18 protein-coding genes, 1 tRNA gene and 1 pseudogene are annotated in these 23172 nt (G+C 65.3%); 6 read left to right on the forward strand and 14 right to left on the reverse strand.

Features of this window, described 5'->3' with window-relative positions; all coding sequences use genetic code 11:
• The first annotated feature begins 10 nt into the window (after positions 1–10).
• From ACTTAI_RS06380 to ACTTAI_RS06395, 4 genes and pseudogenes are all read left to right on the forward strand, one after another.
• Positions 11–2904 (forward strand): annotated as a pseudogene (locus ACTTAI_RS06380) (helicase-related protein).
• Positions 2905–2907: 3 nt separating this feature from the next.
• Positions 2908–3189 carry an RNA-binding S4 domain-containing protein gene (locus tag ACTTAI_RS06385; RefSeq protein ID WP_444454960.1) on the forward strand — a complete coding sequence of 94 codons (282 nt, stop codon included), beginning with the start codon at positions 2908–2910 and terminating at the stop codon, positions 3187–3189.
• Between the two features lie 358 nt (positions 3190–3547).
• Positions 3548–3886, forward strand: a complete 339-nt coding sequence (fdxA, locus tag ACTTAI_RS06390) for a ferredoxin FdxA (protein ID WP_444454961.1) — start codon at positions 3548–3550, stop codon at positions 3884–3886.
• A 401-nt stretch (positions 3887–4287) separates the two neighbouring features.
• Positions 4288–4797, forward strand: a complete 510-nt coding sequence (locus tag ACTTAI_RS06395) for a CarD family transcriptional regulator (protein WP_013068497.1) — start codon at positions 4288–4290, stop codon at positions 4795–4797.
• Between the two features lie 83 nt (positions 4798–4880).
• Here ACTTAI_RS06395 and ACTTAI_RS06400 read toward each other — a convergent pair whose 3' ends face one another.
• The 5 genes from ACTTAI_RS06400 to ACTTAI_RS06420 form a co-directional block, all read right to left on the reverse strand.
• The gene (locus tag ACTTAI_RS06400) at positions 4881–6773 is read right to left on the reverse strand and encodes a cation:proton antiporter domain-containing protein (RefSeq protein WP_444454962.1); all 1893 of its coding nucleotides are present in this window, start codon (positions 6771–6773) and stop codon (positions 4881–4883) included.
• A 147-nt stretch (positions 6774–6920) separates the two neighbouring features.
• On the reverse strand, positions 6921–9902 hold the full coding sequence (locus ACTTAI_RS06405; RefSeq protein ID WP_444454963.1) for a hypothetical protein: 2982 nt from the start codon (positions 9900–9902) through the stop codon (positions 6921–6923).
• 169 nt (positions 9903–10071) lie between these two features.
• Complete coding sequence (locus ACTTAI_RS06410; protein ID WP_444454964.1) at positions 10072–11355, reverse strand: O-acetylhomoserine aminocarboxypropyltransferase/cysteine synthase family protein; 1284 nt, start codon at positions 11353–11355, stop codon at positions 10072–10074.
• A gap of 144 nt (positions 11356–11499) precedes the next feature.
• Entirely contained in the window at positions 11500–12477 is a 978-nt protein-coding gene (locus tag ACTTAI_RS06415) for a hypothetical protein (protein ID WP_444454965.1), read from the reverse strand.
• 96 nt (positions 12478–12573) lie between these two features.
• A tRNA-Tyr gene (locus ACTTAI_RS06420) sits at positions 12574–12657 on the reverse strand.
• A gap of 107 nt (positions 12658–12764) precedes the next feature.
• Between ACTTAI_RS06420 and rlmB the strand changes: the two genes are divergently transcribed.
• Both rlmB and ACTTAI_RS06430 read left to right on the forward strand, forming a co-directional pair.
• Entirely contained in the window at positions 12765–13559 is a 795-nt protein-coding gene (gene rlmB / locus ACTTAI_RS06425) for a 23S rRNA (guanosine(2251)-2'-O)-methyltransferase RlmB (protein WP_444454966.1), read from the forward strand.
• 187 nt (positions 13560–13746) lie between these two features.
• Positions 13747–14166, forward strand: coding sequence for a CoA-binding protein (locus ACTTAI_RS06430; RefSeq protein ID WP_444454967.1), 420 nt, complete (start codon positions 13747–13749; stop codon positions 14164–14166).
• A gap of 114 nt (positions 14167–14280) precedes the next feature.
• On the opposite strand, the gene ACTTAI_RS06435 is transcribed toward ACTTAI_RS06430, so the two are convergent.
• From ACTTAI_RS06435 to ACTTAI_RS06475, 9 genes are all read right to left on the reverse strand, one after another.
• Positions 14281–15465, reverse strand: coding sequence for a DegT/DnrJ/EryC1/StrS family aminotransferase (locus ACTTAI_RS06435; protein ID WP_444454968.1), 1185 nt, complete (start codon positions 15463–15465; stop codon positions 14281–14283).
• A 92-nt stretch (positions 15466–15557) separates the two neighbouring features.
• Positions 15558–16865: an NAD(P)/FAD-dependent oxidoreductase gene (locus tag ACTTAI_RS06440; RefSeq protein ID WP_444454969.1), complete on the reverse strand. Its 1308-nt coding sequence runs from the start codon at positions 16863–16865 to the stop codon at positions 15558–15560.
• Positions 16866–16868: 3 nt separating this feature from the next.
• Entirely contained in the window at positions 16869–18236 is a 1368-nt protein-coding gene (locus ACTTAI_RS06445) for a glutamine synthetase family protein (RefSeq protein ID WP_444454970.1), read from the reverse strand.
• A 39-nt stretch (positions 18237–18275) separates the two neighbouring features.
• Positions 18276–18446, reverse strand: a complete 171-nt coding sequence (locus ACTTAI_RS06450) for a hypothetical protein (protein ID WP_444454971.1) — start codon at positions 18444–18446, stop codon at positions 18276–18278.
• 2 nt (positions 18447–18448) lie between these two features.
• Positions 18449–19132 (reverse strand): type 1 glutamine amidotransferase, encoded by a 684-nt coding sequence (locus ACTTAI_RS06455; protein ID WP_444454972.1) that lies wholly within the window; start codon positions 19130–19132, stop codon positions 18449–18451.
• Between the two features lie 174 nt (positions 19133–19306).
• Entirely contained in the window at positions 19307–20638 is a 1332-nt protein-coding gene (locus tag ACTTAI_RS06460; protein ID WP_444454973.1) for a glutamine synthetase family protein, read from the reverse strand.
• Positions 20639–20642: 4 nt separating this feature from the next.
• Complete coding sequence (locus ACTTAI_RS06465) at positions 20643–21476, reverse strand: ABC transporter permease (protein WP_444454974.1); 834 nt, start codon at positions 21474–21476, stop codon at positions 20643–20645.
• Positions 21473–22354 (reverse strand): ABC transporter permease, encoded by an 882-nt coding sequence (locus ACTTAI_RS06470; RefSeq protein WP_444454975.1) that lies wholly within the window; start codon positions 22352–22354, stop codon positions 21473–21475. Before ACTTAI_RS06470 ends, ACTTAI_RS06465 begins: the two co-directional genes overlap by 4 nt.
• Before the next feature lie 90 nt (positions 22355–22444).
• Complete coding sequence (locus ACTTAI_RS06475) at positions 22445–23164, reverse strand: transporter substrate-binding domain-containing protein (RefSeq protein ID WP_444454976.1); 720 nt, start codon at positions 23162–23164, stop codon at positions 22445–22447.
• Positions 23165–23172 lie beyond the last annotated feature (8 nt).

Below are 23172 nucleotides of genomic sequence, written 5' to 3' on the forward strand. Positions count from 1 at the left end.
GAGGAATGCGATGACGGGGCGGATCACCGCGGTCCTTGGGCCGACGAACACCGGCAAGACACATTATGCGATCGAGCGGATGCTCTCGCACCGCACCGGGGTGATCGGCCTGCCGCTGCGGCTTCTGGCGCGCGAGGTCTATGACCGCATCGTCAAGGCGCGCGGCCCCTCGGTCGTGGCGCTGGTGACGGGCGAGGAGCGGATCGTTCCCGAACGCGCGCAATACTGGGTCTGCACCACCGAGGCGATGCCCGAGGTCGGCGCCGATTTCGTCGCCATCGACGAGATCCAGCTCTGCGCCGATCCCGAGCGGGGGCACGTCTTCACCGAGCGTCTGCTCTACATGCGCGGCCTGCATGAGACGCTGTTTCTGGGCTCGGATGCGATGAAGGGCGCGATTGCCGCACTGGTTCCGAAAGTGCAATTCGCTCGGCGCGAGCGTTTGTCGAAATTGTCGTGGGCAGGTTCGAAAAAGATAAGTCGGATGAAGCCAAGGGCGGCAATTGTCGGCTTTTCGGTTGAAAATGTGTATGCGATCGCCGAGTTGATCCGGCGGCAAAAGGGCGGCGCCGCGGTGGTGATGGGGGCGCTTTCGCCGCGCACGCGCAACGCGCAGGTCGCCATGTATCAAAACGGCGATGTCGATTATCTCGTCGCCACCGATGCGATCGGCATGGGGCTGAACCTCGACATCGAACATGTCGCCTTTTCCGCCACGGCGAAATTCGACGGGCGGCGGATGCGGCATTTGTTCCCGCATGAGCTTGGCCAGATCGCGGGCCGCGCCGGGCGGCACACCCAGGACGGCACCTTTGGCATCACCGGCGAGGCGCATCCGCTGCCCGAAGAGGTGATCGAGGCGATCGAGGAGCATCGCTTCGCGCCGATCCAGCGGCTGCAATGGCGCAATCCGCGGCTCGAATTCGGCACCGTTCCGCGGCTGATCCAGTCGCTCGAAGAGGTGCCGCAGAACGAATGGCTCAGCCGTGGCCGCGAGGCCGACGACCTGCGCGCGCTGAAGGCGCTTTCCGAAATGCCCGAGATCCGCGACCGCGTGCGCGCGCCTGCGGATGTGCGTCTCTTGTGGGATACCTGCCGTATCCCCGATTTTCGCTCGATTTCCGAGACCGAACATGCCACGCTTCTGGCGCGCATCTTCGGCTTTTTGCAGACGGGCAAGGGCGTGCCTTCGGACTGGCTGAAATCCCAGATCGAACGCATTGACCGGACCTCGGGCGATATCGACACTTTGTCGAAACGTCTCGCCTTCATCCGCACTTGGACCTATGTTGCGCAGCGCAAAGGGTGGGTGGATGACGAAACCCATTGGCGCGAGGAGACTCGCGCTGTAGAAGACCGCCTGTCGGACGCGCTGCATGGCGCTCTGACCCAACGATTTGTGGACCGGCGCACCAGTGTTCTGCTGCGGCGGCTCAAGCAGAAGGAGACCCTCGTGGCCGAGGTGAACGACAAGGGCGAAGTGATGGTCGAAGGCGAATTCGCCGGCCGTCTTGAGGGGTTCCGCTTCCGGCAGGACACGACGTCCTCGCCCGACGAGGCGAAAATGCTGGCGAAGGCCGCCTATGAGGCGCTGAAGCCCGAATTCAGCCTGCGGTCCGACCGCTTCTACAACGCCCCCGACACCGAGATGGATTTCACCGAGCAGGGGGGGGCCTGATGTGGGGCACCTACGCGGTGGGCAAGCTCGTGAAGGGTGCCGATCCGCTCAAACCCTCGGTCGAGCCCTTCGTCGACGAGGAAGCCGGTCCCGAGGTTGCCGAAAAGGTCCGTCGCCGTCTGCAACATTTCATCGACCGCAAGGTGGCTGCGCTGTTCGAGCCGCTTCTGGCGATGAGCCGGGACGAGGCGCTGACCGGGCTCGCCCGCGGCTTCGCCTTCCGTCTGGTCGAGCATATGGGCATCCTGCCGCGCGAAGGCGTGGCAAACGAGGTCAAGGAGCTGGATCAGGAAGCCCGCGGCGCGCTGCGCAAGCATGGCGTTCGCTTTGGCCAGTACACGATCTTCCAGCAACTGCTGCTGAAACCCGCGCCGACCCGGCTGCGTCTGGTGCTGGCCTCGCTCTGGGAAGGGCTCTCGGAGTTCCCGGAAAGCCCGCCGCCCGGTCTGGTGACGATCCCCTATATCGCGGAAGTGCCGGTCTCGGCCTATACGCTCTCGGGCTACCGCCCGGCGGGCGTGCGGGCGATCCGCATCGACATGCTCGAGCGTCTTGCCGACATGCTGCGCACGCAAGACAGCAAGGCGGGCTTTGAAGCCACGCCGGACATGCTGTCGATCACCGGCATGACGCTGGAACAATTCGCCGATCTGATGGGCGGTCTTGGCTATCGCGCCGACAAGGGCGAGCGCGAAAAGGCGAAGCCCGTCGTCGAAGTGGCGGCGCCCGAGGCCGGGTCGGACAATCCGATCCCCGAGGAAGCCTCGCCCATCGCCGAGGCGCAGGCCGAGGTCGAAGCGGCTCCGGTCGAGATGGAAACCTTCTACACCTTCGCCTGGGCGCCGCGTCCGCGCGCCGAGCGTGGCCCGCGTCGCGAACCGCGCGAAGGCGGTGGCGAGGGTCATCGTGGCCCGCGCGAGCATCGCGGCGGCGAGCACAAGGGCGGCGATCGTCCGCATAAGGGTGGCGAACATCGCGGGGGCGAACACAAGGGCGGCGAGAAGCGGTCCGAGGGCGGCAAGCCGCGGCATCGCGACGAGGATGGTCCGCGCGGTGAACGCAAGTTCGGCGACAAACCCAAGGGCGGCAAGCCCTACGGCAAGGGCAAGCCGGGTCAGGATGACCGCAGCCGCGGTTTCGAGGCCCATCCGCCGAAGAAAGACAAGCCGATCGATCCCGACAACCCGTTTGCCGCCGCGCTGATGGGGCTCAAGGGCAAGCTTTGATCCTTGTCTGACGGGGATCGCATCCGCATCGACAAATGGCTCTGGCAGGCGCGGTTCGTAAAGAGCCGCGCCTTGGCTGTTGATCTGGTCGCCGCGGGCCGGGTTCGGGTGAACGGGCAGAAGACCGAGAAACCGGGCCGCGCCGTCGGCCCTGGGGACGTGCTGACGCTGGTTTTGGGCGGCGAGGCGCGCGTGCTGCGCATCCTGGCCTGTGGCACACGCCGCGGACCCGCGCCCGAGGCCGCGACGCTCTACGAGCTGATCGGGGCGGCGGCGGAGGGTTGACCAAGGTGCCATGACCGAGGCCATCGCCGAGGTCACGCGCAGCATCAGCCCCGTGACCGCCGAGGGCCCAAAGGCACTCGGCCAGCGCCTGCCCCGCCCTCGGCCAGCGCCTGCCCCGGCGGGCGCTTCTCGCCCGCCGGGGCAGGCGTCGGCCTCTGGTGCGCTTGATGGAAACGGTCCTGTTGCCTCGGTTGTACTGCGGGCGGGGAAAGGCGGTGCCTTTCCTGTTCCGCCCGATCCGAAGCGTGCATTCGCCCCCCGGCACTTCGCCGCACCCGGTTTTTGTATATCTCCTGCTCTTGATTGATCGTCGCCGGAGGGCTAGGAAAACCCTGCGCCAAAGATTGGGGTTAAAAGAATGACCTATGTCGTCACCGACAACTGCATCGCCTGCAAATATACCGACTGTGTGGAAGTCTGCCCGGTGGACTGCTTCTACGAAGGCGAGAACACGCTGGTGATCCATCCCGACGAATGCATCGACTGCGGGGTCTGCGAACCGGAATGCCCGGCCGACGCGATCCGTCCGGACACCGAGCCGGGCATGGAGGACTGGGTCGAGTTCAACCGCACCTATGCGAGCCAATGGCCGGTCATCACGATCAAGAAAGACCCGCTGCCGGATCACAAGAAATTCGACGGCGAGACCGGCAAACGCGAGAAATACTTCTCGCCGAATCCTGGCACCGGCGACTGATCGCGGCGCTCATGGGGGGGACGCAAGCGCGTCCCGCCCCTTCCGGCTGAGTCGTTTCGCAAAACGGCTGGCTGTCGACTCTGCCCTTGAAGGGCGGAGTTTGTGTCTGAACTTTCCCTGCGCCGATTCGTCGCTGTCAGGCAGCCCACAAGACTAGGGCAAAACGCGGATTCATCATCAAATTCCGGCTGTTCACGCGCATGTTCCCCTGTGCGAAGCTATGAATCGGCTGATTTTTGTGCTATAAAGTCGTTACAAAGGAGAACGCCCCACCTCCCCGCACAGAACTGCTCGTCTGTCGGGAATTCTCACGTGAAAGTCCGGACACTGCTGCACCTTTCGTGCCGCGTGTTTCTTTTTGACCGTGAGGGGGCCGTAACCGGGTGCAAGGAAGCGACTGAATGACCAAAATGAAGAAGACCGAATTCCGTCCGGACGATTTCGTTGTGTATCCGGCTCATGGTGTCGGCAAGATCATCTCGATCGAGGAACAGGAAATCGCCGGGCTGCGGCTGGAACTGTTCGTGATCTCGTTCGAAAAGGACAAGATGACGCTCCGCGTTCCCACCCACAAGGCGGTGGATATCGGTATGCGCGGCCTGTCGAGCCCCGACGTCGTGACCAAGGCGCTCGAAACCCTGAAGGGCAAGGCCAAGGTCAAACGGGCGATGTGGTCGCGCCGGGCTCAGGAATACGAGCAAAAGATCAATTCGGGTGACCTGCTGTCGATCGCCGAGGTGGTGCGCGACCTGCACCGCGCCGACGATCAGCGGGAACAATCCTATTCGGAACGCCAGCTTTACGAAGCCGCGCTGGAGCGGCTGACCCGTGAAGTGGCGGCGGTTTCGGGCACTGACGAAGCCGGGGCCGCGAAGAAGGTCGACGAGGTTCTGGTCGGCCGCGCTGCCTGAGCTTTGCCTTTGCAGACAGGAAACGGGCCCCCGCGGGGGCCCGTTTTCGTTTGGCGCACCGGGTTGGCGGAACGGGGAGGGGCTCAGCCCTCTTCGATCACGTCGCGGTCCTGCGGCGCCTTGCCCTGGGCATCGGACTCCCGCCGCCGTTCGGTGAAATGGGCCAGCATCTGCGCCTCGAATTCGGTGTTCAGCGCCTTCACCCGCTCGACATATTCGGCGTTCTTCTCGGCCTCGACGCCCGGCTTCCAGACCTCGGCCAGATCGCGCACCGCGGCGCGGTCCAGCTTCCAGAACAACCGTTCCAGCTCATGCGCCTCGAACTCGCTGAGGCCCACATTTTCCAGCACATAGCGCGCTGCCCGGCAGGAGCTGTCGAACATCTCGCGCACGATGTCATCGGCACCCGCGGCGTAAAGATCGTAGACGTGATAGCGGTCGCGGGCGCGGGCGATGATGTGCAGGTCGGGCCGTTCCTTGCGGGCATAGGCCACCAGCCGGTTCGTCGCCTCCTTGTCGTCAAGCGCCGCCACCAGCACGCGCGCACGGCTCAGCCCGGCGGCGGCCAGCAGCTGCGGCTGCGCGGGGTCACCATACCAGGCCTTGAAGCCGAAAGTGCGCAGCGTCTGCACCGTCTTCAGATCGGCATCGAGCACGGTGGTGCGAAAGCCCGACATCGTCACCATCCGGTTCACCACCTGACCAAAGCGCCCCGCGCCCGCGATGATGATCGGCTGTTCCTCGTCGATCTTGTCGGGATCGGGGCGGGCATCGGGCTTGGTCTTCCGTGACAGCCGCTCGTGCAGCAGGAACAGCATCGGCGACAGCAGCATCGACAGCGCGATGACCAGAAGCGCCTTTTCCGCGGTCTCCTGCGGCAAGATCCGTTGCATCGTCGCAAAGGACACGAGCACCAACGAGAATTCCCCCGCCTGCGCCAGCCCGAAGGTGAAGAGCCAGCGGTCGGTGCCCAGAAGCCCGAAGAGCCGCGCAAGCCCGTAAAGCACCGCCGATTTCAGCGCCACAAGCCCCAGCACCAGCGCGATGATCTTCAGCGGCCCGGCATAGAACACCTCAAGGTCGATGCCCGCGCCGACGGCGATGAAGAAAAGCCCCATCAAGAGACCCTTGAAGGGCTCAAGACTGCTTTCCAGCTCATGCTTGAATTCGGAATCGGCCAGCACCACGCCCGCAAGGAAGGTCCCAAGCGCCGGCGACAGCCCGACAAGGTTCATCAGCGAGGCGATGCCGACGACCAGCATCAATGCCACGGCAGTGTGGATCTCGCGCAGCTTCGAGCCCTGCACGAAGCGAAACAGCGGCTGGACAAGGAAATGGCCGATCCCCACCACCAGCACGACTGCGGCGAGCGTCACCAGCGTCATTCCCCAGGCGGGCAGGGATTCCATGAAGGCGGTGGCGCCATGGCCCGAAGCCTCGGCCCGGGCCAGTTCGCGCGCCCCGGGCAGGGCGAGCAGCGGCAAGAGCGCCAGCATCGGGATCACCGCGATATCCTGTGTCAGCAGCACCGCAAAGGCAGACCGCCCGCCCGCCGTCTGCATCAACCGCTTTTCCGTCAGCATCTGCACCACGATCGCGGTCGAGGACAACGACAGGATCGCCCCCAGCGCAATCGCGCCCCGCGGCGGCTGTCCCACCGCCAGCGCCACGATGGCCACGACGACGGTGGTGATCAGCACCTGCAGCCCGCCCAGACCCACAAGCTTGTCCCGCATCGACCAGAGCGCCTTCGGATCCAGCTCAAGCCCGATCAGGAACAGCATCATCACCACGCCGAATTCGGCAAAATGCTGCAGATCATGTGCCTCGCCCTGCACCAGCCCAAGGCAGGGGCCGATGATCACCCCGGCGATCAGATATCCCAGCACCGAGCCCAAACCCGCCCGTGTGGCCAATGGCACCGCCACAACCATGGCGACAAGATAAAGCGTGGCCTGAAGCAGGAAGCTTTCCATGCAATCTCATTCAAACAAGGACGCTCCGGCTGCGGGGCAGCGCGGTTGGGCGTCAAACGCGGGGGATGGGGTAAGCCTAACGAGAAAGGGCTTTTGCGCCAAGCGCAAAAGCCCGAGGTTTCAGCCCTGTTACCGGATGTGAACGGCTCAACCGCCCTTGAGCAGTTTGAGCGTGATCGGACGGCTGCCTTTTTGATAAGTCATCTGGTTGTCGCCGATCGCGGTGACCTGTCCGCCGTCGATCCGGTCGCCAACTTGCAGCTTGAAGAAACGGCCGTTCGGCATCCGCACCAGCGCGCGCCGGTTGTTCGGGTTGCCGTAAAGACCGATCAGGGAGATCTTGCTCAGATCGAGGGCATTTTTCTGCGTCGCCTCGCGCGCGACAGAGGCAGCGGTCGGCCCCCGCAACGAAACCGGGGCGGATTCGACCTCGCCGGTTTCCACATCGGGGCTGGCGATGACCGTCGGTTCGGGGGGCGGCGAAGGTTTCCTGCGCACAGGCGTCGTCGGAGCGGGGGTGACGACGGGGAGGGGCTCCGGAGCGGCCGCAACGCGGACCGCAGGCGCGGGTTCGGCGGCAATCGCCGCGGCCAGCGCCGTCTGCGCCGCGGTCTGCAACTCCCGCGGCCGCGACAGCGGACGTCGGGACGAGGCCAGCCCGGCCTCTTCTGCCGCCTTGGCCTCGGCCGCCAGCTTCGCGTCTTCGGCGGCTTTCGTCATGGCGACTTCGGCCTGTTTCTCCACCGAGGCCGGGCGCGGCTTCGGCTGTGCGCGGTTGAGCACCGCCGCAAGATCGGGCGAAAGTCCGGGGGCGAGCAACGCGCCATCATCAGGGTTCGCCGCGGGCGTCGTCTGATCCGGGGTCGGGGTCGGCTCAGGCGTGGCCGCCGCTTTCGCCGCAGCGCTTTCGACCGAGGTCGGGCGGGCTTTCGGACGGGCTTTCTTCAGCGCCGGATCGACGGCCGGGGTCTCGGCCGCTGTCGCTGCCGCGGCGGCTCTCTCGGCCGCGCGGCTGACAGAGGCCGGGCGCGGTTTCGACTTCGACGGCGGAGCGCCTTCGAAAAGCGTGATGCCGTCGGCGGTCAGCGTGCCGTTTTTCGTCGGATTGGCGACCGGCGCTTCGGCCACCGGCGGTGCGGCGGGCGCCGTTTCGGGAGTGGCCGCAACGCTCGGCGCGGCGGCGGTCGGCAGCGCGGGCTTTTCAGTCGGCTTCGTGGAGACCGGCGGCAGTTTCGGCAAATCGGGCAGCGTCACCTGCGATGTCGACACGGTCGCTTGCGGCGCAGGCGTTGCCTCGGGCGGGGTGGCGGCAGGCGGGGCCGCGGGCGGGGTCGGTTTCTGCGCCGCCTGCGCCTTTGCCTCGGCATCCGAAAGGCTCATCGCTGGCGCGTCCTGCATCGCCGCGAGCGGCGCTGTGGCCGGAGCTGTCGTCGTCGGCGGCGCGCTGGCGGTCTCGGGGCTGCTCGCAGGCGTCGTCGTTTCCGGCTCGATCAGGAAGCTCGACCACAGCGCGGCAATGACGAGGAAGGCCACCAGCCCCCCCACCAGCGAGACGCCCATGTATTTCGGTTTGCCGCCGATCTTGTCCGCCTCGCGTCCGCCGATGACGGTCTTGCCGCGCGCGGTCGAGGGGATCACCTCGGGTTGACCCGGTGCGGGGCTGCGGCTCGGGATTTCGACCTTCGGGCGCATGTCCTGCGCCTTGGCGATCACCTTGCCCGCGGTTGCGCCCAGAGCGGCAGTGCCCAGAGCCGCCAGACGACGGCTGTCCTCGACCACCTTTTGCAGCTTGTCGGCCGCGGCCTCGCTGTCGCGCGCCGCAAGCATCGGATTCGGCTGCTGCGGGGTCGATTGCTGCGGGGCGCGCGGTGCTTCGATCCGCGGCTCGGTTGCGCCAAGGCTCGCGGCACCGGGACGTTCGGCCCCGGCTTCCAGCGGCTTGCGCTGGACGGGTTTTTGCCCGCCCTGACCTTGACGTGCGCCCGCCTGTCCACCCGGACGGCCCTTGCCCTGCGCCCCCGGACGCGCCGCTCCGGGCAGCGGTTTGCGCGCCGCCTCGTCGCGGGCGGGGACACTTGCCGCGGCGGTGTCGGTCATTGTGATCGTCGAGGACGGGACGGTGTCGAAGCCGCTCGGCCGGTCCCCATCAAGCGCCGCCAGCAACTCGGCGCTTTCGCGCGCAGCTATTGCCGGGGTCGGGGCTTCGGCAGGCTGCTCCGCCACCACCTCGGCTTGTGCTTCTGCCTCGGGGACATTCTGCGCGGCGGGGGGGAGTGCGGGCGGATCTTCCGCAACGGGGGGCACGGCCTCTGTGACAGGCTCAGCCTCGTTTGCGGGTGCGAGCACGGTGGTCTCGGGCGCTTCGACCGGTTCCGCCTCTGCGGCAACGGGGGGCGCCTCGTAAAGCTGCTCTGCGACAGGTTCGGGCGCGACCTCGACGACGGGAGCCTGTTCCGGCATCGGTTCGGGAATTGGGGCGGGGGCGGGTTCGGGGGCCTGCGCCACCGCGGGCGGCAGGTGCAGTTCCGGCGCCGGAATGTCTTCTGCGGCTTCGGTCGGCGCGGCTGTCGCGACACTGCCCAGAATCAGGTTCAGCGGCAGCGCCGCCTCGTCGCGTTCGATCCGTGCGCCCTGCGGCAGATGCGCGGGTGCCATCGAGGTAATGCCGAACCACGGCTCGCCGTCGAAAGACGCGGGATCGGGGGCCGCCACGAAGGAGACCGGGCAGAACCCGCAGTCATCCGCAAAGGCCTCGGCCTCGGCCAGTGTCTCGCGGGCGACGACGGCGACCTGCACCACCTCTCCCTGACCGGACCAGTCGAAGACCAGCTCCGCGACCTCGTAGGGGGTCATCCCCTCCAGCGCCGCGGCGATCTGCTTGCGCCGCACCGCCGATTGCGGGCCGGGGGCCTCGACTTCGGTATAAAGGATCTGCGATGCCGGAACGACGATCTTCGAGGTCACCCCCTCGGGCGCACGGGATTTCGCCGCGCGCCGCAGCGCGGTCAGGCGTTCGCCGAAATCGGGCGCGTCCAGCGCCACTTCGCCCACCAGCTCCCAGCCGCTTTTACCGCGGTGAAGCAGTCCGATACCGTCATGCGAGAGATTGAGGGCGAAGTTCGGTTTCATGCCTTGGATTCAACACAGGGGGCAGGGGGGCCCAACCGGGCGCCGCAGCAGTAACACATGGACAGAGGCGCCGATACCGGCACCGCAACGCTGAAATCTAGGTAAAGCAGAAAACCGCGCATGAAAAGCCGCCCACCAGATTGTGAGGGCGGCTTTTCGCTGCAGTGGCTCAGGCGGTGGCGGCGGCCAGCGCCTGATCGAGATCGGCGATCAGATCGGCGGCATTCTCGATGCCGATCGAGAGCCGCACCACATTCGGCGCCGCGCCCGCCTTGATCTGTTGTTCTTCGGTCAGTTGGCGGTGCGTGGTCGAGGCCGAATGAATGATCAGCGAGCGCGCATCCCCAAGATTGGCCACATGGCTGAACAGCTTGAGATTGTTCACAAGTTTCACGCAGGACTCATAGCCGCCCTTGACCGCGACGGTAAAGAGCGCGCCCGCCCCCTTCGGGCAAAGCCGGGTCGCGCGTTCATGCCAGGGCGAGGACGGCAGCCCGGCCCAGGTGACGAATTCGATCCGCGGATCGTTCGCCAGCCATTCCGCCACCGCTTTCGCATTGGCGACGTGCTTCTCCATGCGCAGGCTGAGGGTTTCGATCCCCATCAGCGTGTAATGCGCGCCCTGCGGGTTCATCGTCATGCCCAGATCGCGCAGCCCGACCGCGATCGAATGGAAGGTGAAGGCCATCGGCCCCAGCGCCTCGTGGAATTTCAGCCCGTGATAGGCCGGTTCCGGCGCCGAAAGGCTGGGGAATTTGCCCGAGGCCGACCAGTCGAACTTGCCCGAATCGACGATCACGCCGCCGGTCACCGTGCCGTTGCCGGTCAGGTATTTCGTGGCGGAATGGACAACGAGCGTCGCACCGTGCTCGATCGGGCGGCACAGATAGGGCGAGGCCAGCGTGTTGTCGACAATGAGCGGCAGGCCGACCTTGTTCGCCACCGCGGCGACGGCGGGCAGGTCGGTGATGTAACCGCCCGGGTTCGAGATCGATTCGCAGAAGATCGCCCGGGTGTTGTCATCCACCGCGGCCTCGAGCGCCGCCAGATCGTCGAAATCGACGAAGGTGCAGGACCAGCCGAAGCGTTTGATCGTCTGGCTGAACTGGGTGATCGTGCCGCCGTAAAGCCGGGTCGAGGCGACGATGTTCAGCCCCGGCCCCATCAGCGGAAAGAGCGCCATGATCTGCGCCGCATGGCCGGAGGAGCAGCAGACGGCGCCGACGCCGCCTTCCAGCGCGGCGACGCGCGCGGCCAGCGCCGAAACCGTCGGGTTGGTCAGACGCGAATAGATGTAGCCCACTTCCTGCAGCCCGAACAGGCGCGCCGCATGGTCGGCGTCCTTGAAGACATAAGAGGTGGTCTGGTAGATCGGCACCTGCCGCGCGCCGGTTGCCGGGTCGGGCGCCGCGCCTGCGTGGATCTGCAGCGTGTCGAAGGAATGGTCGGTCATCGGGGTCTCCCTGAATGGTCGCGGGCGAGCCTATCCGCCTGCCCGTGCCCCTTCAAACACATTCGTTTTCGCCGATGTGGGCACTTGCCCGCCAAGTGCGCCGAAGCCGGTGGTGTCCGAGCGGCACACTTCGCGGCTCTTTCGTCAGCGCAGCCAGAGTTTCTCGCGCTTGATCGCGTTGCGCAGCATCGACTCGCGCCGCGGCAGCGCGTTGCGGTCGAATTTCACGCGCAGTTTCAAACCCTTGCGTTGATAGATCAGCTTCTTTGCCGGTTCGTAAAGGCGCAGGATGCGCTTGACCGGCTGCGGTGCACAGATTGCTTCGAGCTGGGCGACGACGGCATCGCTTTCGCGCGCATAAAGCAGTGGCAGGGCGCGGTAATGGCAGCTCACTGCACCATCGAGCCCCGCCAGCTCGGGCCCCGGACGCCCGCCGCTGAAACTGTGAATGACGAGCGGCAGCGCCACCTGATCGAGCCACGGGTCGAGCGACTGGCTCGCCAGTTCATCGGGCGTGTCCCAGCGGATCGCATGGGCGTAATGCAGGAAGCGCTTGCCGAAGGCCTGTGCATCGGCGCCAAAGAACCAGCCCGCGTTGAAGTAAAGATAGCGCTGCCAGTAGTCGTCATACTGGCTTTGATCCAGCGAGCTTTCGAAATCGAGCCCGAACTTGTCGTAAAGGCTCTTCCAGATCGTGGTGTAATCGGCGCCGTAAAGCTGCGGCTCGGGCCAGGTGCCCTCGCGCCGCATCGAGGCCGAGGGGCGGTTGAAATCGAACCCCACCTGCGCAAGCGGTCCCAGAAACAGCGTGTCGGTGTCGAAAAAGACGAAGGGCTCCGCGGGCAGGGCGGCCATCGCCTCGATCTTGTTGCCGTGCGGATAGCTTTCGCCGAAGTGCTGGTTGTCGAAGGGGATGATTTCGACGCCGTGATCCAGCAGGAAGCGCCGCACCGGGTCCGAGATCGCCACCGGCGTGGACCATTTCGCACCGGACGGTTCCGCCGCGATCAGCCGTCCCTTGAAATCGGGGTTGGTGGCGCGGAACGAGGCCGCGAAGATCATCGCCTCATATTCGAGACGCCCCGCCTGCACGACGAAGAAGACGTTGTAATTCGGCTGCATTTTGCCCGCGGCTACTGATCTTGGTGGCGTCACACTAGCGGGATTTGCGGGCCGCACAAGCGGGCCTTGTCGGTATCATCACCACTTGTTGGGAAGTGGTGGGTGACCCTGGAATCGAACCAGGCGTGGGTCTCCCCGGCGGAGTTACAGTCCGCTGCCGCACCTTGCAGCTCGTCACCCGACGTGGGGCGATGTAACGAAGGGGGCCGGGGGCGTCAAGCAGCATTTTCGCGCCCTCTTGCCAAAAGGAGCCCCGCAGCGCAGAGAGATCGAAACGGGAGAGCAAGATGAAGAAACCGGAATGGGTGATCGAAAAGGAACGCGCCAAGCGGGCGGCGGCGGCGGAAACGCTGTGGCTTTTCGGTCTGCATGCGGTGCGCGATGCGCTGATGAACCCGGCCCGGGTCAAGCTGCGGCTGGTGCTGACGAAGAACGCCGCCGACAAGCTTGGCGAGGCGATCGCGGCGGGTGGGCTGGAGCCCGAGATCCTCGAGCCGCGCAAGTTCGACACGCAAGTGCCGCTTGGTCCCGATCAGGTGCATCAGGGCGCGGCGCTCGAGGTGAAGCCGCTCGACTGGGGCAAGCTCGCCGATGTGGCGCTGACGGGCGAGGGGCTGCCCTTGGTCGTGCTGCTTGATCGCGTCACCGATCCGCATAACGTCGGCGCGATCCTGCGCTCGGCCGAGGTGTTCGGCGCCCGTGCCGTCGTCGCGCCCGCGCGCCATTCCGCGCCGGAAACCGGGGCTTTGGCCAAAACCGCCTCGGGCGCGCTGGAACGGCAGCCCTATCTGCGCATCACCAATCTGGCCGATGCGATGGGCGAGCTGCGCGACATGGGCTATGTGCTCATCGGTCTCGCCGGCGAGGCGACGATGACGCTGGCCGAGGGGCTGGCCGAGGTCGGCACGCGCCCCGTGGCCATCGTTCTGGGCGCCGAGGGGCCGGGGCTGCGCGAAAAGACCCGCGAGACCTGCGATCATCTGGTGCGGATCCCGTTTGGCGGGGCCTTCGGCTCGCTCAACGTCTCGAACGCGGCGGCGGTCGCGCTTTACGCGGCAAGCTCCGGTCGGGGCGGGGCGTGAGATCACGAAAGGGCGATCCTTGCGGAATCTTTTTCTGCGACCCTTTAACGCGGCCTTTACATCCCTATGTCTCACTTATCGGGCGCGGCATTGGAACCTCCGCGTCGACTGTCACTGTCCCTCGTTCCGCACTCATGCGCCCGGTGCCCCCTGTGGTCCGGGCGCTTTTTCTTGACCGGAGGCGCTGATGACCGATGCCGAGCTGCGCGAGATCCTGTCCCGGGTCCGCACGATTGCCGTCTTGGGCTTTTCCGCCAAGCCCGACCGCCCCTCGCACGGGGTGGCGGCCTTCCTGCAGGCGCGCGGCTATCGGGTGATTCCCGTCAATCCGGGGCTGGCCGGGCAGGTGGCGCTGGGCGAGACGATCTATCCCGATCTGGTCGCGATCCCCTCCGATATCGCGATCGACATGGTCGATGTCTTCCGCGCGCCCGAGGCCGTGCCGGACATTGTCGCGCAGATGCTGACCCATCGCCCCGAGGCGGGCGTGCTCTGGCTGCAGCTGGGGGTGATCCACGCCGAGGCGGCTGAACGGGCGCGGGCAGCGGGCAAGCTGGTGGTGATGGACCGCTGCCCGAAAATCGAGATCGCGCGTCTGGGGATGTGAGGCAGGGGGGCGTTGCCCCCCAATCCCCCAGCGTATTTTTCCCAAGAAAAAGCCCGAGGTTTTTTCTTGGCCCAAATACGCTCTTTCGCCCCGCTAGACCGGGGCGGCGCGGTGTCAGCCTTTGACTGCCGCGGCGGCTTCGACGATGGCGGAGGCGATGAAATCAAGCTCGGGGCGGGTGAGCCGCGCGGGCAGGCGGGTGTCGCAGGCGCGCATCAGCATCGCGCGGGTCTTCGGCAGATCGGGCTGTTCGCCCAGGAACTGCCAGTTCCAGAAGGCGCGGGCATTGTCGGGGGAAAGCCCGAAAACCTGCACGCCGACGCCGCGGGATTTCGCCTCGTCCTGCAGCCGGATCGCCTCCGCATCGGTCCAGTCGCCCACCAGATTGAATTGCAGGCTGTCAGGGGCGCGGGTTTCGGGGGCAAGCGGCGGCGGCACATCAAGCCACGGGCTTTCGTTCAGCTTTTCCGCGACATAGTCGTGGTTCTCCAGCCCCGCCGTGACACGCCGATCCAGCTCGGGCAGCTGCGGGCGGATCACCGCGGCCGACAGGTTCTGCATCCGCGTATTGTAAAGCGGCAGCTTGTTTTGCCAATGCACGAAGCTGTTCTGCAGGCCCGGGTGCTTCTTCCAGTTATGCTCGTAGGCCCCCGACATGATGATCGCCCGCGCCGCCAGTTCCGGATCGTCCGTCACCAGCACGCCGCCTTCGCCCGCGTTCACCATCTTGTAGCTCTGGAAGCTGAAGCAGCCGATCTTGCCGATCGTGCCGATCTTCTTGCCGTGCCAGAGCGTGCCCAAGCTGTGCGCCGCATCCTCGATCACCGGCACGCCTTTCGCGTTGGCCAGTTCCATGATCACGTCCATGTCCGAGGTGTGGCCGCGCATGTGGCTGATCATCACCGCCGCGATCGTGTCGTCGAATTTGGCGCGGAAGTCATCCAGATCAATGCGGAAGTTCGACCCCACTTCGACCAGCACCGGCTCGCAATCGGCATGCACGATCGAGGAGGGCACGGCGGCAAAGGTGAAGGCGGGCACCAGCACGCGGGCGCCGCGCGGCAGGTCAAGCGCCTTCAGCGACAGGAACAGCGCCGCCGAGCAGGACGCGACGCAGACCGCGTAGCGTACCCCCAACAATTCGGCGAATTCGGCTTCCAGTTTCGCGACCGGCGCGTTCTCCGAGGTGTAGCGGAACAGGTCCCCGGTCGCGAGCAGCCGTTCGATCTCGGCGCGGGCGGCCTCGGGGATCGGTTCGGCATCATAGCAATTCGGAGGGGTCTGGCCGTCGCGGGGCATGTTCAGCTTTCCTGAATGTGACATTCAGCAACGCTTTAGACCTGTGCCCCGCGCGCGCCAAGTGAAAGTTTCGCGACGCGGCCAAGCGCCGCCTAGACGCCCAGCCGATCGCGTAGCGAAAACCACGTCATCCCCGCCAGCAGCAGCGGAAACCGCAGCGCCATCCCCCCCGGGAAGGCGGGCTGCGGCAGGCTCGCCATCACGTCAAACCCGTCGCCCGTGGCGGTGATCGCCTCGGCCATGAGTTTCCCCGCATGGATCGAGAGCGCCACCCCATGCCCGGAATAGCCCGAAGCCGAGAGGCAATTCGGCGCCGGGCGCCGGAAGCAGGGCATCCGGTTCACGGTGATGGCCAGCGTGCCACCCCAGGCATGGGTGAATTTCACGCCTTTCAGCTGCGGATAGACCTCTTCCAAAGGTTTGCGCACCTTCGCCGCGATATCGGCGGGAAAGCGGTAGCTGACCGTCTCGCCGCCGCCGAAGATCAGCCGATCTTCGTGCAGACGCCAGTAGTTGACGACGAACTTCAGATCATGAGCGGCGATGTCGCGCGTCAGCACCTCGCGCACGCGCTCGCCCAAAGGCTCGGTGGCGACGATGTAATTGTTGATCGGCATCACCCGCGCGGCGATCTGCGGTTCCAGCCGGTCAAGGTAGCCATTCGCGCCCAGCACCACGTGATCGGCGATCACGACGCCCGCGTCGGTCTCGATCCGGCTTTTCGCCCCCGCCGCTTGGCCGTGGTTGATCTTCACCACCGCCGAGCGCTCGTAGATCACCGCGCCCGCCGCCTCGGCCAGACGCGCGAGGCCAAGGCACAGGTTCAGCGGATGCACATGCCCGGCACCATGGTCCAGATCGCCGCCGGTATAGACGGGCGAGGGCACCAGCGCCTGCGCCGCGGCCTTGTCGAGCGTCTCGATCTGATCATAGCCGTAATGGGTGGCCAGATGGTCTGCCTCCTCGTGCAGCCACGCGACTTCGGAGCGCTTGCGCCCCAGATGCGCGACGCCGCGATGCGTCGGCACGCCCGCCTGATCGGCAAGCGCATAGGTCAGCGCCTTGGCCTCCTCGGCCATGTCCCACAGCCGCCTCGCCGTGGCCTTGCCGACCATCTTCTCCAGCGTTCCGACATCGAGCCGCTGCCCCGAGCCGATCTGCCCGCCGTTGCGGCCAGAGGCTCCAAAGCCCGCCCTATGTGCTTCCAGCACGACGACCTTGCGGCCTGCGCGCGCCAGATGCAGGGCGGCCGACAAGCCCGTATACCCGCCGCCGACGACGCAGACATCGGCCCGCTGTTCGCCCCGCAACGCGGGCCGCTCGGGCGCGGGATCGCGGGTGGATGCGTAGAAGCTGGCGGGGTATTCCCCCGCCCGGTCATTCACATGCAACAGATCCATGCGTCACACGTTCAGCAGAAGGTGTTCGCGCTCCCACGGGCTGATGACCTGCAGGAATTCCTTGTATTCGTTGCGCTTGACCGCCTCGTAGACAGTGCAGAACTCGATGCCGAGCGCCTCGCGCACCGGCGCGCTGTCGGAAAACAGATCGAGCGCGTCGCCCAGATTGAAGGGCAGGTCGGTCTCGCCCATATAGGCGTCGCCCTGACATTCCGCCCGTGGCATCTTCTTTTCCTTCAGCCCCAGATAGCCGCAGACCATCGAGGCGGCGAGGCCCAGATAGGGGTTGCAATCCATTCCGGCCAGACGGTTTTCCAGTCGCCGCCCCGCAGGGTCCGAGATCGGCACGCGCAGCCCGGTCGTGCGGTTGTCGCGGCCCCATTCGATGTTGATCGGGGCGGCGAAATCCGGAACGTAACGGCGATAGCTGTTCACGTAAGGCGCCAGCAGCGCCACCACCGCGGGCAGATGCGTCTGCATCCCGGCGATGAAATGCAGGAACTGCTCGCTCTCGCCGCCATCGGGGTTCGAGAAGATGTTCCGCCCGGTCTTCGCATCGATCACCGACTGGTGGATGTGCATGGCCGAGCCGGGTTCACCCTCGATCGGTTTCGCCATGAAGGTGGCGAAGCAATCGTGGCGCAGCGCGGCTTCGCGGATCAGCCGCTTGAAGTAGAAGATCTGGTCCGCCAGCGCCACCGGATCGCCGTGGGCGAGGTTGATTTCGACCTGACCTGCGCCGCCCTCCTGCAGGATGCCGTCGATCTCGAAGCCCTGCGCTTCGGCGAAGTCGTAGATGTCGTCGATCACCTTGCCATATTCATCGACGGCGCTCATCGAATAGGCCTGTTTCGCCGCCGCCCGGCGACCCGAGCGCCCCATCGGCGGGATGATCGGCTGGTTCGGGTCAAGGTTCCGCGCAACAAGGAAGAATTCCATCTCGGGGGCGACGATCGGTTTCCAGCCCTCGGCCTCGTAAAGCGCGACGATGCGCTTGAGCACGTTGCGCGGGGCCACAGGCATCGGCTCGCCGCTCTGGTCAAAGACGTCGTGGATCACCTGCAGCGTGATATCGGCGGTCCAGGGCGCGGCCGAGGTGGTGGTCCAGTCGGGCGTCAGCACCATGTCGGGCTCGGTGAAGGCGCCCATCGGGTTGTCGGCCCATTCGCCGGTGATCGTCTGCAAAAAGATCGAATTCGGCAGGTAGAAGCGGTCCTGATAGGCGAATTTCGAGGCGGGCATGGCCTTGCCGCGGGCAACGCCCGCGATATCGGCAACGATGCATTCCACTTCGTCCAGGCGACGCCCGGCGATGTAGTCGCGGGCGGCTTTCGGGATAAGGGCGGTCCAGTCCGGGGATTTGCGTGACATGTCTTTCGCTTTCCAAAATGTTTCGGGGAAGTCGGAAAGTCACGCCTCGGGGTCTGGCATCAGGCGGGCAAGTGGCACGCCTTCGGAGAAGAATTCGGGATCGGCACAGCCGGTCAGGATCGGCTTGCGATGCGCCGCCGCCGCGCGCCGCCCTTCCATCACCACAGGTGCGGTGAAGGGGGACACGCAGGGCATCGGCGCGGGAGCCATGGTCAGCCTCGTTTCAGAAAGAAATCGGCGATCCGGTCGGCCATGCGGGCGGAATCGGTGCCCTTGCCCTCAGCCATTTTCGCACGGGCCGAGGCCATCAGCGGATCGGGCACCAGACCCGGGCCGCGTGTCGCCATCAGCCCTTCGACAAAGGCATCGCGGAATTCGGGATGGGCCTGAATCGTCAGCGCTGTCTCGCCGTAAACGAGCGCCGCGTTTTCGCAAAAGTCGTTGCAGGCGATGACCTGCGCCGCCTCGGGGCGCACTGTCACCTGATCGCGGTGCCAGGCGTTCAGCGTGACCGGATCGCCTCCGAAATCATAGACTTGCGGGCCGACGGCCCAGCCGCCGGGAAACCGTTCGACCTTGCCGCCCATCGCCTGCGCGATGATCTGATGGCCAAAACAGATGCCCACCATCGGCACCTTTGCCGCGATCACGTCGCGGATGAAGGCTTCGAGCGGCTGAATGAACGGATGGCTCTCATAGGCGCCATGCCGCGAGCCGGTGATCAGCCAGCCCTCGCAGTCATGGACCGAGGCGGGAAACGCCATCGCCTCGACATTGAAGGTCTGGAACGTTAGCCCGTGATCGCGCAAAAGCGCCACGAACATGTCGGGATAATCACCTGCCTCCCCCCGCAATACGTCGGGGGACTGGCCGGTCTGCAAGATGCCGATACGCATGAAAGTCTCGTGATTGGGTGGCTCAAGCGTAGCCCTGCGGCGCGACCCGGGCAAGGGGGGCCGATGGCCCCTTGGGTGCCCCCTCGGATATTTGATCAAAAGTCAAAGCGGCTGCCTTTTTCTTGGTCGAAATACGCGCAGGGGGTCCGGGGGGCTTGCGCCCCCCGGCCTTTCTCAGACGGTGTCGAGGTAAAGCTCGGTCTGCTCTTCCTCGGAAAGTTCCGCCATGTAGTGGATCTCCTGACGCTTGGTCATCAGGAAGTTCTCGATCAGTTCTTCCTCGAAGATGCGCTTGATCAGCGGGCAGCTGTCGAACTGGTTGATCGCCAGATTCCACGTCGCCGGCAGCTGCGGCAGATATTGCGCATAGGCATTGCCGACGATCGGCTCGTCGGGGACCATCTTGTCCTCGAGGCCCACCAGCGCCGCGCCCAGAATCGCCGCGATCATCAGATAGGGGTTCACGTCACCCCCCGCCACCCGATGCTCGATCCGCCGCGCCGACGGCCCCGAAGACGGGATCCGCAGCGCCGCGGTGCGGTTTTCATAGGCCCAGCCGATGCCCGTGGGCGCATGGGCGTTCGGCACGAGCCGCGCGAAGCTGTTCTGATGCGGCGCAAAGATCAGCGTCGAGCCGGGCAGGGCGGCCAGACAGCCCGCCACGGCCGAGCGCAGCGCATCCGAGCCCTTTTCGGTGCCATCGTTGAAGATGTTCTCGCCCTGCGCATCAAGGATCGAGAAATGCGTGTGCATCCCGTTGCCCGACCACAGGTCATAGGGCTTGGCCATGAACGAGGCGGCAAAGCCATGCTGCCGCGCCAGACCCTTGACGAGCATCTTGAAGAGCCACGTATCATCCGCGGCCTTCAGCGGATCGGCCTGATGCATCAGGTTGATCTCGAACTGCCCCGGACCGGCTTCCGAAATCGCCGTATCCGCAGGAATGTCCATCACCTCGCAGGCCTCGTAAAGCGCGGTGAAGAAGCCATCGAAGGCATCGAGCGCCCGCAGGCTCAGGATCTCGCCGCCGGTTCGGCGCTTGCCGGAGCGGGGCGAGGGCGGCACGCGCAGCTTCGTGCCGGAATCGTCGATCAGGAAGAATTCAAGTTCCGTCGCCACCACGGGCGTCAGGCCCTTTTCGGTGTAGCGGTCCTTGACCCTTGCGAGCGCCTGCCGCGGATCGCCCGAATAGGGGCGGCCGTCCATGTGGAACATCCAGATCGGCAACAGCGCGGTGGGGGCCTCGAGCCAGGGCATCGGCATGAAGCCCCTCTCGGTCGGGCGCAGCAGGCCATCGCAGTCGCCGGTCTCGAAGACCAGCGGACTTTCCTCGATGTCCTCGCCCCAGATGTCGAGGTTCATCACCGAGAATGGAAATCGTGTTCCCTCGGAAAAAACCTTGCTTGCGAAACGTGCGGGTATGCGCTTACCCCTTGCCACCCCGTTGAGGTCCGCAGCAGCCACGCGAATGGTGCGCACCTCGGGATGCTCCTTCAGCCAGTCCATGTCCTCACCTGATGATTTGCGGCCTGATCCTGAGCTTGGGGCGGGATTGCCCCGGGAGATGCCGGTTCAGACGGCGGTTGATCATCCCGAACAACCCGATCAGCGTCAACGTGAGCAGGATGAAGTAGAAGGCGGTGATCGGGTAGGGGATGAATGGGTTGAAAGTCTTGTCCGCGAAGAACTTGGCGTAATAGAGCGCGTCGCCGCGCTGCTGATACGCCGGAAAACCGGAGAAGAAGACGATCGTCGTCGCGTGGAACAGGAAGATCGCTTCGTTGGTATAGGCGGGCCAGGCCAGCCGCAGCGTCGTCGGCCACAGGATGCGGCGGAACTTCTGCCAGCCGGTCAGGCCGTAGGCGTCGGCGGCCTCGATATCGCCCTTCGGCACCGCCATCAGCGCGCCGTGAAAGATTTCCGCCGAATAGGCCGAGGTGTTGAGGAACAGCACCAAAAGCGCCCCCGCCCAGGCCGAGGTGGTCCAGTCGGTCGGGATGAGCAGCCCGCCAAGGGTGATGCCGGTCTTCGGCAGCTGCACCAGAAGCTCGTAGGCGAGGAAGAACTGGATGAAGAGCGGCGAGCCGCGGAAGACGAAGATGAACCCTTCCGCCGGGCGGCGTAGCCAGCCGTTCGAGGAGGCTTTCGCCAGCGCCAGCGCCGTGGCGAAGAAGAAGCCGAACACAAGCGCGAGGGTGCCGAAATAGACGTTCCAGATCAGCCCCGAGCCGATCAGCGTGAACTCGTGGCAGAGCGTGAAATCGGACCGCGGCAGCATGCGCTCGCCATAGCCGAGCGAACGAAAGGCGTAATCCGCGATGATCTGGGTGCAGCTGTCGCTCATGCCGCGGCCTTCCGTTGCGCTTCGCCCGCCATCGTCGCCTGACCCTTGGACAGACGGCTGGTCACCCGGTCCAGCACGATTTCCGAAACCTTGGTCATGCCAAGGTAATAGCAAAGCAGCGCCAGCACATACCACACGCGCCAGTCGCCGTGCGGGAAGTCGTAAAGGGCCGATTTCGTGGCACCGAGTTCGCGCGCCCAATAGACGATATCCTCGACGCCGAGCAGGAACAAAAGCGGCGTCGCCTTGATCAGGATCATCCAGAGGTTCGACAGGCCCGGCAGCGCATAGGTCCACATCTGCGGAATGAGGATGCGCCGACGCACCTGCGCGGTGGTCATGCCGTAAGCCTCGGCCGTTTCCAGCTGCGCCTTTGGCACGGCATTCATCGCGCCATAAAGCACGTTCGCGGCAAAGGCGCCAAAGACGATCGAAAAGGCGATGACGGCGAGGAAGAAGCCATAGACCTCGTGCCAGATCTGCGGCGCCGTCGAGAGCGGTAGTTTTGCAGCAGCGCAGACGTTGAATTCGTTGTTCGCCCAGACCGGCGTGCCGTCATGCGGGCATTTGTAGAGATAGCGCAGATATTCGAGCCCCTGATCCATCGCGACCGGGACGAACAGGAAGAAGACGATATCGGGGATGCCGCGCACCATCGCCGTATAGGCCTTGCCGAACAGGCGCAGCGGCAGGATGGGCGAGCGCGCGGCAATCGCGCCACCAAAGCCGAAGGCGAGCGCAATCGGCGCCACGATCAGCATCAACGCCAGAACCACGAAGAACGAGCCATAGAAAAGCAGATGCTTGCCTGTGGTCAGGTAGCACAGAGCCCAGGCAAGGCCCTCGAGGGATTTCGGATCGGCGCAGCTGTCAAACATGGGAAAGGGCGCCTCCGGCGGGGGCGTATTTTTGCCAGGAAAAAACGGCTGCTTTTTCTTGGCTCAAATACGCCCGCCGGAGGCCTGATCTCAGAACACTTGCGAGTCTTCGCCGAACCACTTCTTGATCATCGCATTGAGCGAGCCATCGGCTTTCATCGCGGTGATCACGGCGTCGAATTTCGCCTTCAGTTCGGTGTCCGACTTGCGCAGGCCGATGCCGACGCCGCCGCCCAGCGGCACATCCGGGCCCGACCAGACCAGCTCTCCGCCTTCGGTCACGAAGGGCTTGATCGCGTCCTTGTCGGCAAAGACCGCATCGGCCTCGCCGTTCTTCACCGCCGCGATCGTGTCGTCGAGCGTCGGGAATTCGAGGAGCGTCGCGCCCGATTTGGCGACGTAATCCGCCTGGATCGTGCCGACCTGCGCGGCCACGACGCCCTTCAGGTTCGCATCCGCCGATTTCGCCGCATAGGCCGAGGCCGCCGGCGGGATGTAGTTCTGCGTGAAGTCGATCGTCTGCTTGCGCTCGTCGGTGATGCTCATCCCGGCGATGATCGTGTCATAGTTGCCCGAGAGCAGGTTCGGGATGATGCTGTCCCATTCGTTCGTCACCCACTCGCATTTCAGTGCGGCCTTGGTGCAGAGCGTGTCGCCCAGTTCGCGCTCGAACCCGTCGACTTCGCCCTTGTCGTTGATGAAGTTGTAGGGCGGGTAGGCGCCCTCGGTGCCCATGCGCACGACATCGCCCGCAAAGGCGGTGCCCGCGCTCAGCGCCAGGGCTGCGGCGGTCAGGATCAGCTTCTTCATGGCTCTCT

It is taken from the genome of Rhodobacter capsulatus (assembly GCF_052363175.1).
GTDB classification, from domain to species: domain Bacteria; phylum Pseudomonadota; class Alphaproteobacteria; order Rhodobacterales; family Rhodobacteraceae; genus Rhodobacter; species Rhodobacter capsulatus_D.

What these genes read in the sequence shown, in the direction of transcription:
- fdxA (WP_444454961.1), top strand. Translation starts at nt 3,548, where the DNA reads ATGACCTATGTCGTCACCGACAACTGCATCGCCTGCAAATATACCGAC.
- ACTTAI_RS06395 (WP_013068497.1), top strand. Translation starts at nt 4,288, where the DNA reads ATGACCAAAATGAAGAAGACCGAATTCCGTCCGGACGATTTCGTTGTG.
- ACTTAI_RS06400 (WP_444454962.1), bottom strand. Translation starts at nt 6,773, where the DNA reads ATGGAAAGCTTCCTGCTTCAGGCCACGCTTTATCTTGTCGCCATGGTT.
- ACTTAI_RS06405 (WP_444454963.1), bottom strand. Translation starts at nt 9,902, where the DNA reads ATGAAACCGAACTTCGCCCTCAATCTCTCGCATGACGGTATCGGACTG.
- ACTTAI_RS06410 (WP_444454964.1), bottom strand. Translation starts at nt 11,355, where the DNA reads ATGACCGACCATTCCTTCGACACGCTGCAGATCCACGCAGGCGCGGCG.
- ACTTAI_RS06415 (WP_444454965.1), bottom strand. Translation starts at nt 12,477, where the DNA reads ATGCAGCCGAATTACAACGTCTTCTTCGTCGTGCAGGCGGGGCGTCTC.
- rlmB (WP_444454966.1), top strand. Translation starts at nt 12,765, where the DNA reads ATGAAGAAACCGGAATGGGTGATCGAAAAGGAACGCGCCAAGCGGGCG.
- ACTTAI_RS06430 (WP_444454967.1), top strand. Translation starts at nt 13,747, where the DNA reads ATGACCGATGCCGAGCTGCGCGAGATCCTGTCCCGGGTCCGCACGATT.
- ACTTAI_RS06435 (WP_444454968.1), bottom strand. Translation starts at nt 15,465, where the DNA reads ATGCCCCGCGACGGCCAGACCCCTCCGAATTGCTATGATGCCGAACCG.
- ACTTAI_RS06440 (WP_444454969.1), bottom strand. Translation starts at nt 16,865, where the DNA reads ATGGATCTGTTGCATGTGAATGACCGGGCGGGGGAATACCCCGCCAGC.
- ACTTAI_RS06445 (WP_444454970.1), bottom strand. Translation starts at nt 18,236, where the DNA reads ATGTCACGCAAATCCCCGGACTGGACCGCCCTTATCCCGAAAGCCGCC.
- ACTTAI_RS06450 (WP_444454971.1), bottom strand. Translation starts at nt 18,446, where the DNA reads ATGGCTCCCGCGCCGATGCCCTGCGTGTCCCCCTTCACCGCACCTGTG.
- ACTTAI_RS06455 (WP_444454972.1), bottom strand. Translation starts at nt 19,132, where the DNA reads ATGCGTATCGGCATCTTGCAGACCGGCCAGTCCCCCGACGTATTGCGG.
- ACTTAI_RS06460 (WP_444454973.1), bottom strand. Translation starts at nt 20,638, where the DNA reads ATGGACTGGCTGAAGGAGCATCCCGAGGTGCGCACCATTCGCGTGGCT.
- ACTTAI_RS06465 (WP_444454974.1), bottom strand. Translation starts at nt 21,476, where the DNA reads ATGAGCGACAGCTGCACCCAGATCATCGCGGATTACGCCTTTCGTTCG.
- ACTTAI_RS06470 (WP_444454975.1), bottom strand. Translation starts at nt 22,354, where the DNA reads ATGTTTGACAGCTGCGCCGATCCGAAATCCCTCGAGGGCCTTGCCTGG.
- ACTTAI_RS06475 (WP_444454976.1), bottom strand. Translation starts at nt 23,164, where the DNA reads ATGAAGAAGCTGATCCTGACCGCCGCAGCCCTGGCGCTGAGCGCGGGC.